The sequence below is a fragment of the Streptodolium elevatio genome, assembly GCF_040649515.1.
GTDB classification, from domain to species: Bacteria; Actinomycetota; Actinomycetes; order Streptomycetales; family Streptomycetaceae; genus Yinghuangia; species Yinghuangia elevatio.
In genome coordinates, this window is the sequence record NZ_JBEZFP010000031.1 from 47,479 (window position 1) to 65,857 (window position 18,379).

The window sequence follows — 18,379 nt, forward strand, 5'->3', positions numbered from 1 at the left end:
GCTCCCGGCTCCTACGCCACGCACGCCGACCGCCGCCGCAGGCGGCCGGGAACCCGCAGCACGTATCACGATCGGAGTCACGCGATGGGCAACCCCGAGGTCCCGTTCCGGTTTTTCGACCTGCACGTGCTGCGGGTCGCGCAGGTCGGTCCCGGCATGGTCCGCGTCACGTTCGGCGGCGAGGACCTGAAGGCCCTTGTCAGCGACGGCCGCGACCAGCGGCTCAAGCTCTTCCTGGCACACGAGGGACAGGACGCGCCGATAGTGCCAGTCGAGGCGGGCGAGGAGTGGTTCGCCGCCTGGACGGCCATGGACGCGAACGAGCGGGCCGTCATGCGCACTTACACCGTACGCGACGCCCGCCGCGACCCGGACGAGATGGACATCGACTTCGCGATGCACGGGGACACCGGCCCCGCGTCGCGCTGGGCGCGCCGCGCGCAGCCCGGGGACCGCGTCATCGTGATCGGCCCGTCCGCACCCGACAACGGCGGTGCGGACTTCAACCCGCCGGAGGGTTCGGAGTGGGTGCTGATCGCCGCCGACGAGACGGCGCTTCCGGCCGTCGAGGGCATCCTGCGCTGGCTGCCCGCGGACCTGCCCGCACGCGTCTGGCTGTCCGTCGACCATGCGGGCGACAAGCGCGAACTCCTCAGCGCGGCCCAGGTCGACGTGCGGTGGCTGGTGCGCGACGGCGGCCCCGACACGCTCGCGGCGGCCGTCGAGGGCGCGGAGCTCCCGGACGGTGTGGTCTACGCCTGGATAGCGGGCGAGGCCGGCATGGTCCGCGCCGTGCGCCGCAACCTGGTCCGCGACCGCGGCATCGACCGCAAGGCCGTGACGTTCACCGGGTATTGGCGCCGCGGGGCCACCGACGACGACCTGCTCGCCGAATCGCTGGCCGGCCAAGAACCGCACCTCCCCGGCGCGGACGAGTAACCCCCTCACCGCCGCGGGCATTCGCGGACAGCGTGCCGGCCGTCCCGATCCCCGGGCGCCGCGGCACGCACGCGGAGTTGTGGGGTGCGGTTCCACTACTGACAGTGGACCGGGGTCCGCAACCCGAGTTCGGCGCCGAACAAGAGGTCCGCCGCGCGAGGCCAGTCGGCTGCGAGGGAGATGCGATCGCCCCCCTTGTTTGGCCTTGGCGCGCGTTGGGGGAGGGCTATGACGGCGATTCGTTGTGCTCGGCCAGCAGTGGGGCGATTGCCCTGGCGAGGCGGGCCTGCCAGGCGTCGGCGTCACCGCGCACGGCGGGGTGCTCGGCGTGGAAGGAGCGCCAGTCGACCGTCCAGTTGCGTACGTCGTGGTCCGTCAACGGGCCGATGCCGAGCGCGCCCGCCTTGGCGAACACGCGGCGAAGCAGCCCCGGTTCGAGGCGGGTGCGCGGCGATTCGGCGAGCAGTACCGCGTCGAAGAGGTCCTTGCCGCGGGCCCTGTCGTCGCCCGCCGAGTCCACGTGCAGCCACAACAGCTTCCATGCCAGCGAGAGTTCGCGGCTCGCCGTACGCACGACCGTCGGCCCCAGCTCGTCGGCGCGCGGCACCAGCGCGAACACCGGCGGTTCGGGCATCGGTTCGTCCAGCGCGAAGTCGAGCTGCACCTGCCCCTCGAGACCGCCGTCGGCGTGCCACGGCAGGCGGACTCGGACTCCCCCGCCGCCGGTCGGTCCGAAGTCGTATTCGTCGTAGTCCCAGGTCGAGTCGATGTCGTACCGGCTCGGCGCGAGGCGTACGCCGCATGGGGTCACCGGACGCTGTTCGAGCAACGACAGTACGGCGCCGCTCGGATCGCGCTCGTCGTCGTACGGATCCTGCACCCAGTGCGTGCCCTCCGGCGGCACGACGGGGTGGCGGCCGCCGGTGTCGAGCAACTCGCCCTCGTCGCGGTACAACTCGTACGCGGTCGCTCCCCCGTCGGCCTCCGGCCAGTCCTGGACGCGGTCGACGCTGTCGACGTAGGGGTACGGGTCAAGGCGGTCGACGGGGACCGCGGCCGGGGGCAGCACGATCCAATCGAGATCGCGCGGCGGGCGCGCCCGGTCGCCGGCCCACGCGACCATGGCCATGCTGCCGCGCAGGACGAGAGCGTCGGACCAGGGGGCCGTCGAGACCAGCGCGAGGACGTGGTCGAGGGCGGCGCGGTGGGCGCGTTCCCACGCGTCGGTGCCGGGTGCGTGGGTCAAACTGCACCGCCGACTGCGCCGAACCACCCGGCGTCGACTGCCGGATTGTCGTCGTGGACGACGAACTCCTGCTCGATCTCGACGACTTGCAAGCCCGCTTCGGCGAGGGCGTCGCGGAGGAGGCGCAGTCGGCTGTGCGCCTCGGACCGTCCGACGCCGTGGCAGCGCTGGGTGACGAACCGCTCGTGGCCGCCGGTGTCGGGGCGGAGGCGGCGGGCGTTGCGGGAGACGCGGGCGCTGTGGCGTACGGCGATTGCGGTGACCTGGCCGATGTCGGCGTGGGTGGTGAGCACGAGCTTGACGTGGTGCTCGAAATAGCAGTCGGGCGGGAGGGTCTTCGCCTCGCCTGACGTGCGCGGAACCCCCTGGTTGGAGGGCGCGGCCTCGATCTTGACGCGGACGACGTCGAAACCGGCGCGGCGCAGGTCGGCGGTGTGGGCGGCAACGGCCGCACGCTGGGTCGTGAGGGTGCCGCGGCCGCGCAGGGTCAGCATGGGCTGGTCGGGGACGCGGCCGGCGTCGAGGAGGATCCGCGTGTACTTCGCACCGTTGCTGGCGGCCCAGTCGCGCAGTTGGGTGTCGGTGGCCGGTCCGGCCGCCGACACGGTGACGTGCGTCTCGAAGTCACCGGTGAAGTCGGGGCGGGCGTCGGTGCGGACGTCGGTGCGTGCGGCGGGGTGTACGCGCGCCGCGTCGTCCATGCGTTCGGTCACGGGCAGGGACGCTAGCGGGTGGCGCGGACACGGGGCCGGAGCTGGCGGGGAGTGCGCGATACGCGCGCGCGGGGCAGTGGGCGCGGGGCAACAGGGGGGTGCGGGGCGCCGGGAGGGGCTCTGGCGATCACGAGTCGGGAAAATCGGCGGGGTGAGGCCCCCTACCCACCCGACGGGTGGGTGAAGGGGTGGGTTCCGGGAAGCAGGGTGGGCTCCGAGGAGCGAGGCGGGTGCCGGGAAGCGGGGTGGATCCCAGGGGATGGATCCCGGGGGATTGGATCCCAGGGGGTGGATCCCGGGGGGGTGGATCCCGGGGGATGGATCCCAGGGGGTGGATCCCGGGGGGTGGATCCCGGGGTGGATCCCGGGAGGCGGATCCCGGGAGGCGGGATGGATCCCAGGAGGCGGGATGGATCCCGGAAGGCGGGATGGATCCCGGGAAGCGGGATGGATCCCAGGGGGGCGTGAGTCCCGGGGAGCGGGTTCCGGTCGCCCTGCTCGTCGCGGCTGGTCGACCTTCACCTCGTGCTACTTCTCGCTCGGCTCGTCACCCTGCTCGTCGAGATACTCCTGCCTGCCGTCCGGATACAGCCGGTAGTACCGCCCCTTCCCGTCGCCGTGGGTGGTCGGCAACCCCAGGGCGTGGTGCTCCTCGACGGCCTTGCGTACCGCTTCGGCCATCAACTCCTGCGCGCGCTCGCGCCCGATGCGGTCGATCAGCGACATCGGCACGTGGCGCTTCTCCGCCTGACCCCCGCCGGAGTCGGCGTCGGCCGCCCCGTCTTCGTCCGCCACGTCGCGCAAGGGTTCACTGCGTGGATCGTCCGCCTCGGTCGCCATACGCCGCACGATACGCCCTACGGCCGCGCGTGCTCCAGGGTGTCCGACCGGCCCTCGGCCTCCCGGCGCCCCACGGCCAAACCCGTCCTCAGGCGGGCTGTTCCTCCACCACCGGCCCCGGTCCGAACCGCGCGAGCGGCTGCGCGTCGTAGCCGATCCGCACGACCCCGTCCGCATGCCGCGCCGCCTCCGCGTTGACTCCGAACACGTCCCGCATCACCCCGGGCGTCAACGTCTCCAACACTCCCCCGGCCGCCACCACCCGGCCCCGGTCCAGCACCACGAGACGGTCGCAGGTACGCGCCGCCAAATCCAAGTCGTGCAGCACCGCCAACGTCGTCAACCCGAGCTCCGCCACCACACCGAGCAGTTCGAACCTCGCCCGGATGTCCAGGTGGTTCGTCGGCTCGTCGAGCAGCAGTACGCGCGGCTCCTGGGCCAACGCCCGGGCCAACAACACCCGTTGGCGCTCACCGCCCGACAACCCGGCGACCACACGATGCGCAAACGCGTCCGCGCCGGTCCTCCGCAACGCGTCCGCCACGATCTCCCGGTCCCGCTCCGTGTCGCGGTCGAACAACCCGTGGTGCGGCGTACGCCCCAACGCCACCAACTCGCCGCCCGTCACCCCGTCCGGCGCCGGGCTGTCCTGCAGCACCGCAGCCGTGCGCCGCGCCGCCTCCCGCGCCGACATCCCCCACACGTCGTCCCCGCCCACGACCACGACTCCGCCCGTCGGGCGCAGCGACCGGTACACCGTCCGCAGCAGCGTGGACTTGCCGCTTCCATTCGGACCCACCAGGCCGACGAACTCGCCCTCCCCGACCGACAGGTCGACGCCGCCGAGGACTTCCGTCGCACCGAGCCGAGCGCATACGCCCGACAGGTCGAGCCTCACACGCCTCGCCCCGCTCCCCCGTCGCGCCGCAGCAGCCACAACAGCACGGGCGCGCCCACCGCCGCCGTGAAGATCCCCAACGGAATCTCGTTCGGCGAGTCGACGGTGCGCGACAGCAAATCGACCGCCACCAGGTACAACGCCCCCGTCAGTGCCGACAACGGCAACACCCGCCGATGGTCCGCGCCGAAGCCGAGCCGCACGATGTGCGGGACCAGTAGCCCCACGAAACCGACGCCGCCCGTGACCGCGATGATGGTCCCGGTCAGCAACGCACAAGCGGCCAACAGCAGTACGCGCAACCGGTTCACGTCAATGCCGAGAGCCGTGGCCTGTTCCTCCCCGGTGACGAGCGCGTTCAGCCGCCGCCCGCACAGCAGCAGGAGCACCGTCAGCACGACCACCGCGACCGCGACGACTTCGAGCTGGTCCCATCGGGCACCCGCCACCGAGCCGAGCAACCAGAACATCACCCGCCGCAACTCGTTGGGACTGGCCTGGAGTTGCAGGTATCCGGTGGCCGCCTGGAACAGGTAGCCGATAGCCACCCCGGCCAGCACCAGCCGCAGCGGCGACAAGCGGCCGCCGCGCCTCCCCAACGCGAAGACCAGAACCGTGGCGACCCCGGCCCCCACGAACGCCGCCGCCGACACACCGAGTCCGCCGGTCGACGCGCTGCCGGCGGTCATCACCAGCACGGCACCGGTCGACGCGCCGGAACTGATCCCGAGCACGTACGGATCGGCCAGCGGGTTCGCGACCAGTGCCTGCAACACGACGCCCGCGACAGCCAGTCCCGCGCCGGCGAGCGCCGCGAGCAGCACGCGCGGCATCCGGTACTCCCAGACGATCTGGTCCTGGACCGGGTCGAGCCCTTCGCGCGAACCGCCCGTCAGGTGCCGTACGACGATGCGCCACGAGTCCCGGACCGGCACGTCCACCGACCCGATGCCCACCGCCAGGAGCATGACGGCCACCAGCACGACCGAGAGCACGATGATGCAGGGGGCCAAGGGCATTTGGTGCAGCGGTGCGGGACGCGCGGCCTCACGGGCCGAGCCCTGGCGACGTGGCAGGTGTCGCCATGGTCGCGTCTCGCGTCGTCCCCCAACGGGTCGCGCGTCGGCGCCCGCGGTGCCCTTGGTGCCGGTGCCGGTGCCGGTGTCGGCGCGCGTGCCCGTACTGCCGTTGTTGTTGGTGCCGTTGGTGTTGTTGCTGCTGCCGTGGACGACCTTCATCTCAGAACCGGTCAGGGTGGATGACCCGTGCCAGCTTGTCCACGGCCGTCGCGTTGTCGGGTCCCAGGTACACCGAGTCCGACAGCACCACGAAGCGGTTGCTCTTGGCCGCCTCCCACTGCGGGAACTGCGCGAACAGCTTGGCCGCGTCCCCGGCCGGGTCCGGGTTCATGAAGGCGACGATGATCACCGCGTCGACCTGTGCCGCCGCGACCTGCTCCTTGCTCAGGTTGGCGAACATGCCCTTGGTGCTGCCCTCGAACGCGTTCACGCCGCCGGCCTTGCCGATGATGTCGTTCCAGATCCCGTTGGCGCCGATCGAGCTGAACTCGGCGGCTCCCATCGTCATGCCCGGGATGATCAGCATCACCTTCGGTTTCGACGTCGTGCCCGCGACCTTGCCCGCCGCGTCGGCGACTTGCTTCTGCGACGTGGCGATCAGCGACTCCGCTTTGTCGCTGACCCCGAAGATGCGCCCCAGGTCGCGCAACACGGCGTAGCTGTCCTCGATCGTCTGGCTGCCCGCCACTTCGCCGGCACCGCCGCATGTCGCCCGCGGGACATAGGTGTTGGCGCCCACTCCGGCCAGGTCCTCACGCGTCGCGAAGCCGCTGTCGGCGGCGAAGCCACCGCCGTACGTCGACATCACGAAGTCCGGCCGCAACCCGAGCATCGCCTCGCGTGGGATGTCCATGGCGTCGTTGAGCTTGATCCCGCCGGTGGGCAGCGCGGCAATGGCCTCGGCGCGGCCGGGCTCGTCGGAGGCCCCGTACGACTGCGCGTTGGCGACGATGCGATCACCGAGCCCCAGCGCGACAAGCGCGGAGACCTCGGCCACCGAGCCGCCGTTCATGACCACGACCCGGGAAGGAGCCTTGTCGAAGGTGTACTTCTTGCCGCAGTTCTCGATCGTCACCGGGTACGCGGCCCCGTTGTTCGGTACGCCGCCACTCGCCGGGCTCCCCGGGCTGCCCGGACTCACCGCGGACGAAGAGGACGTCGACCCCGCGTCGTCGTCATCACCGCAGGCCGCCGCGCCGAGCAACGCCGAAATGACCAGTACGGCCGCACACAACCGCGTCCGGAGCTTCACGGGGATTGTTCCTCCTCCTACCCGCCGCACCCCGGGGCGCCGAGGTGGGGCCGACACGCTTCCTGCGCGTGCCGTGCTCAGTGGTAGTCGGACGCGGCACGGTCGGAGTTCCCGGCCTGCGCGGACGGGTGTGCGGCCGCGGCGGCCAGGGCGCCCGGGGCGGGAAGTCGGCCTCGGCGGACGCAGTGGTCGAGGTAGCGGTGCATCAGGGCGGCGTCGACGGGGCGCACCGATGATCCGGCCCCGCCGAGGGCACGAAACTGGGACGCGGCACGGATCGCCCTCGCGGTTGCCGCAACCGCTCGCGCCCCGGGCGCGGACCCGTCGAACAACGCCAGTGTCGCCGCCGATTCGTCGTCCGTTCGCAGCGCCGGGTCGGCCGCCCAGGTCGTGGCCGGAACGACGGCGAAGCGGTAGCCGTATGCCCGCAGCCACTCGTGCACCGTCGCCAACGCCACCGTCCCCTGTGGCGCGTGGTTCAGGACGAGCCCGGGCTCGGGAGACCGGGTGACGAGGCGGGCCAGATCGCTGGCGAGTTCGTCGGCGGGCGTCCAGACCTCCGCGTCGTGGAGCTGCGGCAGCCGCCCATGGGGCAGCCCGGCGAAGAGGATGCGCCACAGGATGTCGCGTTCGTTGACGATGCCGGTGCTCCGCGCCCCGGTGACGCGGCCGAGTCGGTGCACGGCGGCCGGAACTCCCCGAGCCACGGCCTGTTCGACCAGCTGTTCGGCGATCCATTTGCTGTGCGCGTACCCGCCACCCTCCTCGCCGACTTCAATGAACTCGTCGGCTGTATACGGGGGTTCAGGCCGCGCCGCGGAAAGTGTCGACAGGTGGTGTACGGAAGCCCCTGCCTCGGCGGCGAGTTCGAGGACCGCCGCAGTCGCGTCGATGTTGACCGCGCGAAGCGAACGGGTGCCGCGCAACAGGCTGACTTCTGCCGCCGCGTGGACGATCGTGTCGACACGGGTGGCGCGGTTGTCGACGAGCGCTCGACGGTCGGCCGCCGCCAGTCCGAGATCGGGTCGGCCCAGGTCGGTTCGGACGAACGCGACGCGGTGGGCCGGTGGATCGGCGGGAAGACCCCACGAGGTGAGGGCTCTGTGCAGCCGATTCGACGGCGCGTCGCCGCGTACCAGGCACGTGAGGTGCACGTCCTCGAAGTTCGCCAGGAGTTCGGCGCAGAGGTGGGCTCCGACGAATCCGGTGGCGCCGGTGAGCAGGATGCGACGGGCGGACGTGCCGGGCCGCGGTACGCGACGAGCCGGTCGTACATGCCCGGGCAGCACCGCCCCTTGGCGGTCTGAGCCCGCGCCCCGGTCCGAGCCGGGATCCGAGCCGCGGTCCGAGCCCGAGGACCGGCCTGAAGCAGAAGCCAGGTCCGACGGCGAGTCCGAGGCCGTCACCGAGCCGAGGTAGGCCGCGAGTTCACGCAGCGTCGGCCGCGCGAAGACCGCCGCCACCGCTATCTCGGTGCCGGTCGCGACCGACAGGCGGTTCGCTACCTGGATCGTCTGGAGAGACTGCCCGCCGAGCGCGAAGAAGTCCTCGTCGGGTGCAGGTGCGTCGACGCCGAGTATGTCGGCCCACACAGTCGTGACGAGAGCCTGCAACCCCTCTTCGGTATGCGACGCCGACGGCGCGGGCAAGGGTGACGGCGACCGCGACCGCATTGCGGCCGGCAGCAGCTCGCGGAGGGCCGCTTTGTCGGTCTTTCCGGCACGCGTCAACGGCAACTCGTCGACGAAGTGGAACGTGCTCGGCACCACCGCACTCGGCAACTCCCGCAGCAGACGGGCACGCAGCGCGTCGACCCCGGGGAGCGCGGTCGACGGCTCCGCCACCACGAATGCGACAACCGACCGCAGTCCCGGCGCGTGTTCGTGCCCGACGACGGCGGCGTGGCGCACGCCCGGCAGCGCCACCAAGGCCGCCTCCACCTCGGCGGGGTGCACCCGGTGTCCGCTGATCTTGAGTTCGTCGTCGGCGCGGCCGACGAAGCACAGCAGCCCGTCGCGACGCGCGCGCACCAAGTCCCCTGTCCGATACGCACGCGGCGAGCCGGACACCGCACCGACAGGGCCGAAGCGCGCCGCGGTCTCCTCGGGACGACCGTGGTAGCCGTCGGCGAGTTGGTCGCCGATGACATACAACTCACCCGTCTCGCCCGGTGCCACCTCCGACCCGTCACCGCGCAGCACAACTGTGTGCATGCCGGGTAACGGAGCACCGATCGGCACATCCCCGCTTCCGTCGTACACCGCCGTCGGGCCGGCGAGTTCGGCGGTCAGCGCGACGACGCAGGCCTCGGTGGGACCGTACGTGTTCACCAGTCGCACCCGATCCGCCCCCGCGGCGCGGCGCCACGAGCGCACGTGCTCCGGCAGCGCCGGCTCTCCGCCGATCACCACCGTTCGCAACGCACTCGGCAGCGGCACGGCATTCGCGGCCGAACCACCCAGTGCGTAGGCGACTTCGTGCCAGTAGGCGGTCGGCAGGCCGAGCCAGGTGATCCGTTGCTCGGCGCAGGTACGCAGCAGCGCGGCCACCGACTCGGTCGCCCCCGACCCCCGGGGCACCAAGGTCGCTCCGGCGCCCAGCGCGAGGAAGACCTCCTCTACGGCGGCATCGAAGTGCAGGGGCGCGAAGTGCAGTAGACGCTCGCCTGAGCCTGAGCCGGAACCCGAGCCCGAACCGGAACCCGAGCCCGAGCCGGAACCGGAACCCGAGCCCGGACCGGAGCCCGAGTCGAAGTCCGAGCCGAAGTCCGAGCCGAAGTCCGAGCCGGAACCGGGCCCGTACCGCTCGCCCGCCGCCGCGACGAAAGACGCGAGGGCCGCGCGCGACACGACAACGCCCTTCGGGCGCCCGGTGGAACCGGACGTGTGGATGATGTACGCCGCCGCGTCCGGCCGCACAGGACGCACCGCGCTGCCACGCACCGGCGTTGCGCCGGAAGCAAGTTCGGCGTACACCTCCGGGGTGACCACCAGCGCCGGACGCACGTCGTCCACGACGAACCTGTTGCGCTCCGGCGGACCTTCCGGGTCGAGCGGCATGTACGCGGCGCCTACGGCAAGGACAGCGAGCAGCGCGATCACCGCCTCGGACCCGTGTGGCAGGGAGAGTGCCACGACGTCCTCCGGCCCTACGCCGAGATCGGCGAGTCGCGCCGCGAACGCCTCCACCTTGGCCGTCAGTTCCCCGTACGTCAGCCGTACGGAGGCCGAGTCGACCGCCGGCGCATCGGGCCGTTCGCGGGCCCATCTGCGCAGCAGGTCAAGCACATCCGGCGCGGGAGGCCGCGGGCGTCCGGGCATCGGACCGGATCCGGTGCGGGCGGCGGAGCCGGTCACGACGCTGGTCCTCGCACCGCTCTCACCCGCCAGCACGGCCAGGAACTCCTGGGCGTACTCCGCCAGATCATCCGCCGTGCAGCACGAAGGGTTGGCGTCGAACGCGACGTGGATGCCGCCGCCGGCCTCGCCGCGGTCGTAGACGTTCACCGACAGGTCGGCGACCGGTCCGGCGGACACGTTCCCCGCGGTGCCGCGCGCCGCACCGAACATCGGCCCTTCGCCGTACGGCATGACGTTCACCACCGCCGCGAACAACCGCCGGTCGCCGCCGACGAGCCCGAGGTCCCGCGCGATGTCCTCGTATCGGTAGCGCTGGTGTCGGCGTACCGTGCGTAGTTCGCGCGCGACGGCCGCCGTCGCGTCCGCGATCGAGTCTCCCGCGCCGGCCCGAATCCGCAGCGGCAGCACGTTGAGGACCATGGCGGGCACCCGGAGCGCCGCGCTGCCGACCCGGTTCATCATCGGAAACCCGACCAGGGTCTCGGGCACGCCGGCGCGGCGGCAAAGGACCATGCCCGCGCCCGCGGCCAAGGCCACCGGCCAGGTCGCCCGCGCGGCACGGGCCACTACGCGGACCCGTTCGGCGGTCGCGTGCGGCAGCGCCGCCTCAAGGCGCAGCGTACGCACGGACGGGTGGGCCGCAACCCGTCCGAGAGCGATCGCGGGCGGCCGGTCGGCAAGGTGCTCGTTCCAGAAGTCCCGGGACTCCCGGCGCCGGGAGGAGTCCAGGTAGGTGGCCTCCTCTTCCAGCACGGAGGTCAGACGTCCGAAGGGCGACGGGTCAGGCTCGGTGCCTGCGGCCAGGGCGGTGTACAGCGCCGCGACCCGGCGCATGACGATCGCCACGCCGTAGCCGTCCAGGAGCACGTGGTGCATGCGGTGGTACCAGAGGTGCATGGCCGTGCCGGTGCGCAACACCGCGTGGACGAACAGCGGTTCGGCTCCGAACGGGTCGACGGCGGTCGCGGCGTCGTCCGCCATCCAGGCTCTGGCGGCGGCCTCCGGGTCGGGTTCGGCACGCAGGTCGACGAAGCGCGGCGCCCAGCGTACGGCGGCCCCCGGGATCTGGCCCGGCCCGGTCGGGCCGACCGAACCTGCGGGGCCGGCGACAATGCGCATGCCGAGGGCGTCCGCCTCACCGACCGCACGGCGCAGCGCGGACTCGAAGTATCCGTACCGGAGTTCACCGTCGATGCGGACATACTCGGCGATGTTGTAGGCACCCGGGTTCGGCGCGATGAGATGCCCGGTCAGTACGCCGCGCTGGGCGGCGGTCAAGGGCAGCACGAGTCCGTCGCTCTCCAATCACCGTCCACGCCCCACGAATTGCCGCTCGGACGATTGCCGATCGGACAGCAGGGAACCTCGCGGGCTCGGTCGCTCCTCTGGCCGCGGTCGCGCGGGAACCGTTCGCGCAGCTCACAGCGCAGGGTCTGCCCGCTCGGCCCGTCGGGGCAAGGCTTCGGCGAACTCGTGACGGCACGGCAACCTGAACGATGCGAATCCGCCGCCATGCGGAGACCGGTCCGCCCCGGCGCCCGAACTCGCCCGGACTACCGGTCCTCGCGCGTACGCCGGACTCAGGGGCCGGTCGGAGCGAAAGCCGTGCCGAACTGCGCCGATCCGTGGTTGTTGTGTCCGCCGCCCCCGCCGCCTCCCCCGGAGGTCTGCGACGGCACGGCGGCCGGGCGCTGCGGGCGGTCCGCGTCGGGGGCCTCGGGACCGGTGAGGCGCCCGATGACGAGCGCGGAGACGAACACCGGGACCATGATCGCGACGAAGGCCGCGGACCTGCCCCAGCCACGCAGTTCACCGTCATCGTCATCGGTGGCGGCGGTGGCAGTGGCAGTGGCAGTGGCGGTTGTCATCGTCGGCCCTCCGTGTGCTCGTGTTCCTCCGGACCCACGTCCGACCAGGTAGTCGGCGCGGAGTGCGGCACAGTTCCCGTGTGCGGCCAAACGACGCCGCCGCCCCGCCGTCACGTGGGGCTTCCCCGGGTGGCAGCATGAGCGGACGATGCCTGCCTGGTCACGCCTCCGAGCCGTACGCGCCGCGCTGTTCGCGGCCGTGTGCGTGACGCTCGCGGTCTCCGGGCACGTCTTCATGTCGGACAGCCCGGTGCCCTGGTGGGCCCCGGCCGCCGCGATGCCGGTCCTGACCGCACTGGCCTGGGCGGCTGCTGGACGCGAACGCGGGCTCCCCGCGATCGGCGTGGCACTCGTCGGAGCGCAGTCAGTGCTGCACGGCCTGTTCGGTTGGGCCCAACAGGCCGCGGCGGCCGGCTCCGGTGCGGCCACCACCGGCTCCGCTGCCCACGCGGGTTCCACGGCGCGGCAGATCGAGGCCGCGTGGCTGCGCGTCCTGCTGTGCAACGAGGACGTGCCCGCGCCCGCCGGGGCGACGCGGTCCGCCGCCCGACTCCTCGACCAGATGGGCCTGGACCCCGCGCTGGCCGCGGTGCCGCCCGGGCAAGGGCCGTTGGGCGGTTCGGGCTTCGGCACGGGCGCCGGAGCGGGCACGGGGACCGGCCTCGGGACAGGATCCGGAGCCGCGCACGACATCAGTACTGCGGCCGCCGCCCACGGGTCGCACGCCGCATCGGTGCTGCCCACTCACGGCGGTGCGGGAATGCTGCTCGCGCACCTCGCCGCGGGAATCGGCAGCGCGCTGTGGCTCTGGCGCGGCGACAGGGCGCTGTTCGACCTGTTCCGCCTGCTGGCGTCGCGGACCCGGTGCCTCGGCGCGCTGATCCGGGCCTGGCTGCGCTGGGGGGAACCGGCGTTCCCGCAGGTGCCGTACGTCCGGCCGCGCACCGCCCGCGCGCCCGCACGCCCGCTTTTCCGGCCGCTCAGCCGCCGCGGCCCACCCCTCACGGTCTTCGCCTGACCGAGACCGCTTCGGCGACGGGATCCGCCCACACGGGCCGATCCTCGTTCCCGCCTGCCCGTGAGGACCCAGACTCGTGACAACCCCGCAGATCCGGCGACCACGCCTGCGTGCGTACGCCCGCTCCCGAACCGCCTACAACGCGCCGCCGCGCAGTGCCTTGAGCACGCGTTCGACCGCGTCCGCTCCCGGTTCGACGCCGCCGGCCGCCTGTTCGCGCAGTGCCGCCGCGCCGGCCGCCCACCGCGAACACTTGGGACACCCGTCGGCGTGCCGCCGCGCGGCGCGCGCCTGCGCGTACCCATCAGCACCGGTGCCCGCACCCGCATCCAGTTCCGCCACCTCGCCGTCCATGACGGCCGACAGCACCTCCTGCCAATCTCCGCACTCCATGCGGCCATCGTCGCCGATGCCCGACCGCGCCCACCACCGAGGGGGTTCCGCATGGACGACGACGCGGTGACCTCGACCGCCCTGGCCGCGGGTGCCGGGACGCCGGGCGCGGTCGAGGAGTTCGTCCGCGCCACCCACCGGGACCTGTGGCGGTTCCTGGCGTACCTCGGCGACCCGCAGAGTGCGGACGACCTCACGCAGGAGACATACCTGCGCGCGCTCAAGGCGCTGCCCGGTTTCGCGGGCCAGTCGTCGGCGCGCACGTGGCTCCTGTCGATCGGCCGCCGCGTCGTCGTCGACCGCTACCGGGCCGCGGCCGCGCGCCCGCGCACGGTCGACGCCGAGGACTGGGCGGATCTCCTGGAGCGCCGCCGGCCCGCGAACCTGCCGGGGTTCGAGGAGGGCATAGCCCTCACCGACCTGGTCGCCGCACTGGACCCGGCGCGGCGCGAGGCGTTCGTGCTCACCCAGATCCTGGACCTCGAATACGCCGAGACCGCCCGGATCCTCGACTGCCCGATCGGCACCGTCCGCTCGCGCGTCGCCCGGGCACGCACCGACCTCATCGCCCAGCTCACCCGGGCCGAGGCACAGACCGAGGCACCCGCCAGGGCGCACGCGAAGGCCTGACCCACTACGCAGGGCCCCGGCGCCTCCCCCTGGGACGCCGGGGCCCCGCGGCATTGCACGGCAAAACACGGCATCAGGCGGCAACGCGGGGCAACGCGGCGCGAAGCCCCGTGCCCCACCCCGCAGTACGGGGACCATCTGAACCGACCGAACCGACCGAACCGAACCGCCTGGACCGGCTGATCAACCCGAGCCGTCCGGACCACCCCACTGCGGCGCCCACCCGAACTACCCGATCGGCGGCACGGGAAGGGTGTAGCGCAGTTTCTCCTTGGCCCCGCCGCCGAGGCGGTTGTAGAAGCGGACCGCGCCTTCGTTCCAGACCGGGGTCTGCCACTGGACCTCGGTCAGGCCGAGCTCGCGCGCGACGGCCACGACGGCGTCGAGGAGTTGCCGTCCCAGGCCGTGGCCCCGGCTGCCGTCGCGGAGGAACAGGCAGTCCATGTGCAGGTATTCGCGGGCGTCCCATGTCGACATCTCCGCCGCGCACGTGGCGTAGCCGACGACCTCGCCGCCCGCGAGCTCGGCCACCACGCAGTGCAGGCGCGGCGGCGCGGCGGTGCCGAACAGCAGCGGGCCCAGGCGGTCGGCGACGTCGGCCGTCGGCGGCGCGGCCTTCTCGTACGCCGTGTGCTCCCGCATCAGTTCGACGATCCGCGGCAGGTCGTGCGGCCGGGCCCGGCGGACCAGGGGCGACGGGCCCGGGACGGCGTCGGGCACGAGGGTGTGATCGTCCATCGGGCCATCATGCACCGGGGCGGCAGGCGGGGTCGGCAGGCGAGGGCGTTACGGAGCAAGTTACGTATAGATACGGCAAAACCGGGATGTACTACCAACCCGATGGGCGAGCCATGCGTCTCATTTAGGCACGGGGGACCGAAAGATCCGAGTGATCCGGAGGCACAAAATGAGGAACAAGATGCGCAAGGCGGCCACGATCGCGGTGGCCTCAGGACTGCTTCTCGGCGCCGGGGCGGCCGCGCCCGCTCTGGCCGTGAGCGGTTCGCCGCCGGGGGTCGCGCACTCCCATCAGGCGTCCGGTCCGCGCGCCGACGAGGCGGGGGTGGTGCACCGGGTGACGGCGTTCTGGGACCAGTACAAGTCCGCGGTCCTGGGCACCAACCCGGTGATGAACCCCGCGGAGGTGCGCGGCGAGTTCCTGACGCCGGAGCTGAACGCGGAGCTCGACGCCTGGGCCGAGGCCAACCAGGCCGACCCGGTCTTCCGTGCGCAGAACGTGCCGGCCGACCGGACCGTGCGGTACGAGGGCAGCGGCATGGGCTACGCCTCGGTCGTGGTCACGCAGTACTGGGGCGACGGCTCGACGAACGACGTCTGGTACCGCGTACCGCTGGACGGTTCGCGCATCGCCGGGCTCCAGGACCCGCCCGTGTGATCCGCTGACCAGTGTGCGCAAACTGCCGCGCCGGGGCGATGTGTCGCCCCGGCGCGGTGGCACGAGCGGTCGCGGCGGACGTGCCGCGCGGTCAGTTGGCGGCGGCGCGGGCGTAGCGCTCGGCCAGGGACCTGAGGTGGTCGACGAGTTCGGGGGCGTTCTCCACGGTGAAGTCGGCGCCGAGCATGCCGAGCCAGATCGCCAGCGTCTCGGGGTTGTCGGCGCCGGTGGAGAAGACGCAGGTGTCGTCGTCGAGCGGCTCGACCGATCCGGCGAACCCCGGGACCCGGGCGGCGATTTCGGCGGCGGGGGCCTTGACGGTCACCCGTACGCGCGTCCTCCACGGAGCCGCCGCCACGCGCGCCGAGACGTACTCCGCGATGTCCTCGGCCGGCAGGTCGCGCGGCGTGAACCGCGGCCCGGTCGGGATGCGCGGCGACACCCGGTCGACGCGGAAGATCCGCCAGTCGTCGCGCTGCGTGTCCCACGCGACGAGGTACCACCGGCGCCCCCAGTTGACCATGCGGTACGGCTCGACGTTCCGCAGCGTCGCGGCCCCGGAGTGGTCCCGGTAGTCGAACCGCAGGCGCTCGTGGTCGCGGCAGGCGGCCGCGATCGTGGTGAGCACCTCCGCGTCCACCCGCGGCCCCTCCTGCCCCGGCACCGGAACGGTGTACGTCTGCAAGGCGTTGACGCGGCGGCGCAGCCGGTTCGGCAGCACCTGTTCGAGCTTGGCGAGGGCCCGTAGCGAGGTCTCCTCGATGCCCGACACCGTGCCGCCCGCGGCGGTGCGCAGGCCGACGGCGACGGCCACGGCCTCCTCGTCGTCGAGCAGGAGCGGGGGAAGGGACGCGCCCGCGCCCAGGCGGTAGCCGCCCGCGGCGCCGCGCGTCGCGTGCACCGGGTAGCCGAGGTTGCGCAGCCTCTCGACGTCGTTGCGCACGGTGCGCGGGGTGACGTCCAGGCGGTCGGCCAGTTCGGTGCCGGTCCAGTCGCGGTGGGTCTGCAGCAGGGAGAGCAGACGCAAGAGTCGTGCCGAGGTCTCCAACATATTTCGAGTCTGCCCTTCCTTTAGGAACGAAGCTTGCCTAATGGCCTCCTAGAGTTCAAGCAGTGGAGATGAGCGGTGGCCACCGAACTCCCGGCAAAGGCAAGACCGTCCCCCTGTTCGTGACATCTGAACGTCTCCGAGCATCTCTGAGGAGCAGTCCCGTGAGCGCAGTCCTGGAGTCCGCGGCGCCGACCGTGGCAGCCGACGCCCCGATCCACGAAGGACCCACCGCCCCGAAGCGGACCGGCGCCGACCGCAAGTGGCTCGGCCTCGGCGTGGTCCTCGCGGCCACCCTGATGAACCTGCTCGACGCGACGGTGGTCAACGTCGCGGCCCCGGCGATCCGTGCGGACCTCGGCGGCTCGTACTCGGCCCTGCAATGGATGGCGGCGGCGTACACGCTGACGCTCGCCGCGGGGCTGCTGACCGGCGGACGGCTCGGCGACATCTTCGGCCGCAAGCGCATGATGCAGATCGGCATCGTCGGGTTCGTCGCGGCGTCGGTGCTGTGCGCGGTGGCGTGGTCGCCGGAGGCGCTGATCACCGCGCGCGTCCTGCAGGGGCTCGCCGGCGCGGTCATGATCCCGCAGGGCTTCGGACTGATCCGCGACCTGTTCCCGCCGCAGGAGATGGGCAAGGCGTTCGCGATGTTCGGCCCGGCGATCGGGCTGGCCACGATCCTCGGCCCGATCGTGGCCGGTGCACTGGTGGACGCCGACCTGTTCGGCACCGGATGGCGCATGATCTTCCTGATCAACGTGCCGCTGGGCCTGTTCGCGCTGCTGGTCGGCCGGTTCGCGCTGCCCGCGAAGCCGCCGGTCGCCAAGGACGACAAGTCGATGGACCTGCTCGGCGTGCTGATCGGCGGCAGCGGGATGTTCATGCTGGTCTACCCGCTGGTGCAGGGCCAGGAGAAGGGCTGGCCGGTCTGGATGTTCGCGATGCTCGCCGGCGCGGTCGCGGTGCTGGCCGGGTTCGTGGCGTACACCCTGCGCCGGACCACCAAGGGCGGCAAGGCCCCGCTGGTGCAGCTCAGCGTGTTCGCGAAGCGCTCGTACAGCTCTGGCGTGCTGTTCGTGATCGTGTTCTTCGGGGCCATCACCGGCCTGTCGATGGCGATCGGCCTGTTCCTGCAGCTCGGGCTCGGGTTCAGCGCGATGCGGGCGAGCCTGACGATGGGCTCGTGGGCGCTGGGCGCGTTCGTGGGCTCCGGGATCAGCGGTGTGGTGATGGGGAAGCTGGGCCGCAAGGTCCTGCACATCGGCCTGTCGATCATGGCCGTGGGCATCACGGGGCTGTACTTCGTCTTCGCGAACGCCACGACCGACCTGGGCAGTTGGATCCTGGTGGCGCCGTTCCTGGTCTTCGGGCTCGGCATGGGCATGATCTTCGTCCCGCTGTTCGACATCATCATGGGCGACGTCAAGGACCACGAGGTCGGGTCGGCGTCCAGCGCGCTGGAGTCGATGCAGCAGTTGGCCGCGGCGCTCGGCGTGGCGGTGTTCGGGACCGTCTTCTTCAGCCAGGGCGGCGCGCACATGCACCAGCAGTCGGCGGTGGACGCGGTCGCGACCACCACGCTGATCGCGCTGGCTCTGACCGCGGTCGCGTTCGTGCTCGGGTTCCTGCTCCCCAAGCACGCCCGTCAGGGCGGCGGCCACTGACCGCCCGAGCGGGCGGCCGCTGACCGTCGCGGC

Annotated in this window: 16 protein-coding genes; 5 read left to right on the forward strand and 11 right to left on the reverse strand. The window is 72.3% G+C overall.

Annotated features, from left to right (window positions below; translation table 11 throughout):
- Positions 1–84 precede the first annotated feature (84 nt).
- On the forward strand, positions 85–939 hold the full coding sequence (locus AB0C36_RS14760) for a siderophore-interacting protein (RefSeq protein WP_358353687.1): 855 nt from the start codon (positions 85–87) through the stop codon (positions 937–939).
- 226 nt (positions 940–1,165) lie between these two features.
- Here AB0C36_RS14760 and AB0C36_RS14765 read toward each other — a convergent pair whose 3' ends face one another.
- The 8 genes from AB0C36_RS14765 to AB0C36_RS14800 all read right to left on the reverse strand — a co-directional run bounded on the left by AB0C36_RS14765 (position 1,166) and on the right by AB0C36_RS14800 (position 12,194).
- The gene (locus AB0C36_RS14765) at positions 1,166–2,185 is read right to left on the reverse strand and encodes a nucleotidyl transferase AbiEii/AbiGii toxin family protein (protein ID WP_358353689.1); all 1,020 of its coding nucleotides are present in this window, start codon (positions 2,183–2,185) and stop codon (positions 1,166–1,168) included.
- Positions 2,182–2,898: a hypothetical protein gene (locus tag AB0C36_RS14770; RefSeq protein ID WP_358353690.1), complete on the reverse strand. Its 717-nt coding sequence runs from the start codon at positions 2,896–2,898 to the stop codon at positions 2,182–2,184. The genes AB0C36_RS14765 and AB0C36_RS14770 overlap by 4 nt, the downstream gene beginning before the upstream one ends.
- 528 nt (positions 2,899–3,426) lie before the next feature.
- Positions 3,427–3,738: a hypothetical protein gene (locus tag AB0C36_RS14775; RefSeq protein ID WP_358353691.1), complete on the reverse strand. Its 312-nt coding sequence runs from the start codon at positions 3,736–3,738 to the stop codon at positions 3,427–3,429.
- Positions 3,739–3,826: 88 nt separating this feature from the next.
- A complete protein-coding gene (locus AB0C36_RS14780; protein ID WP_358353692.1) occupies positions 3,827–4,636 on the reverse strand; it encodes an ABC transporter ATP-binding protein in 810 nt (269 codons plus the stop codon).
- The gene (locus AB0C36_RS14785) at positions 4,633–5,655 is read right to left on the reverse strand and encodes a FecCD family ABC transporter permease (RefSeq protein ID WP_494410247.1); all 1,023 of its coding nucleotides are present in this window, start codon (positions 5,653–5,655) and stop codon (positions 4,633–4,635) included. Before AB0C36_RS14785 ends, AB0C36_RS14780 begins: the two co-directional genes overlap by 4 nt.
- 220 nt (positions 5,656–5,875) lie before the next feature.
- A complete protein-coding gene (locus AB0C36_RS14790) occupies positions 5,876–6,967 on the reverse strand; it encodes an ABC transporter substrate-binding protein (protein WP_358353693.1) in 1,092 nt (363 codons plus the stop codon).
- A 77-nt stretch (positions 6,968–7,044) separates the two neighbouring features.
- Positions 7,045–11,631, reverse strand: a complete 4,587-nt coding sequence (locus AB0C36_RS14795; protein ID WP_358353694.1) for a thioester reductase domain-containing protein — start codon at positions 11,629–11,631, stop codon at positions 7,045–7,047.
- A gap of 275 nt (positions 11,632–11,906) precedes the next feature.
- Positions 11,907–12,194: a hypothetical protein gene (locus AB0C36_RS14800; RefSeq protein WP_358353696.1), complete on the reverse strand. Its 288-nt coding sequence runs from the start codon at positions 12,192–12,194 to the stop codon at positions 11,907–11,909.
- A gap of 148 nt (positions 12,195–12,342) precedes the next feature.
- Between AB0C36_RS14800 and AB0C36_RS14805 the strand changes: the two genes are divergently transcribed.
- Positions 12,343–13,212: a hypothetical protein gene (locus AB0C36_RS14805; RefSeq protein ID WP_358353698.1), complete on the forward strand. Its 870-nt coding sequence runs from the start codon at positions 12,343–12,345 to the stop codon at positions 13,210–13,212.
- Positions 13,213–13,347: 135 nt separating this feature from the next.
- On the opposite strand, the gene AB0C36_RS14810 is transcribed toward AB0C36_RS14805, so the two are convergent.
- The gene (locus AB0C36_RS14810) at positions 13,348–13,605 is read right to left on the reverse strand and encodes a hypothetical protein (RefSeq protein WP_358353700.1); all 258 of its coding nucleotides are present in this window, start codon (positions 13,603–13,605) and stop codon (positions 13,348–13,350) included.
- A 51-nt stretch (positions 13,606–13,656) separates the two neighbouring features.
- Here AB0C36_RS14810 and AB0C36_RS14815 point away from each other — a divergent pair, with 51 nt between their 5' ends.
- Positions 13,657–14,235, forward strand: coding sequence for a sigma-70 family RNA polymerase sigma factor (locus AB0C36_RS14815; protein WP_358353701.1), 579 nt, complete (start codon positions 13,657–13,659; stop codon positions 14,233–14,235).
- 228 nt (positions 14,236–14,463) lie between these two features.
- Here the strand turns inward: AB0C36_RS14815 and AB0C36_RS14820 are convergent, their stop codons facing one another.
- On the reverse strand, positions 14,464–14,973 hold the full coding sequence (locus tag AB0C36_RS14820) for a GNAT family N-acetyltransferase (RefSeq protein ID WP_358353703.1): 510 nt from the start codon (positions 14,971–14,973) through the stop codon (positions 14,464–14,466).
- A gap of 169 nt (positions 14,974–15,142) precedes the next feature.
- On the opposite strand from AB0C36_RS14820, the gene AB0C36_RS14825 reads away from it, so the two are divergent.
- Positions 15,143–15,631: a hypothetical protein gene (locus tag AB0C36_RS14825; RefSeq protein WP_358353704.1), complete on the forward strand. Its 489-nt coding sequence runs from the start codon at positions 15,143–15,145 to the stop codon at positions 15,629–15,631.
- 91 nt (positions 15,632–15,722) lie between these two features.
- Here AB0C36_RS14825 and AB0C36_RS14830 read toward each other — a convergent pair whose 3' ends face one another.
- Positions 15,723–16,682 carry a helix-turn-helix transcriptional regulator gene (locus AB0C36_RS14830; protein WP_358353706.1) on the reverse strand — a complete coding sequence of 320 codons (960 nt, stop codon included), beginning with the start codon at positions 16,680–16,682 and terminating at the stop codon, positions 15,723–15,725.
- A gap of 161 nt (positions 16,683–16,843) precedes the next feature.
- On the opposite strand from AB0C36_RS14830, the gene AB0C36_RS14835 reads away from it, so the two are divergent.
- Positions 16,844–18,346 carry an MFS transporter gene (locus AB0C36_RS14835; protein ID WP_358353708.1) on the forward strand — a complete coding sequence of 501 codons (1,503 nt, stop codon included), beginning with the start codon at positions 16,844–16,846 and terminating at the stop codon, positions 18,344–18,346.
- Positions 18,347–18,379 lie beyond the last annotated feature (33 nt).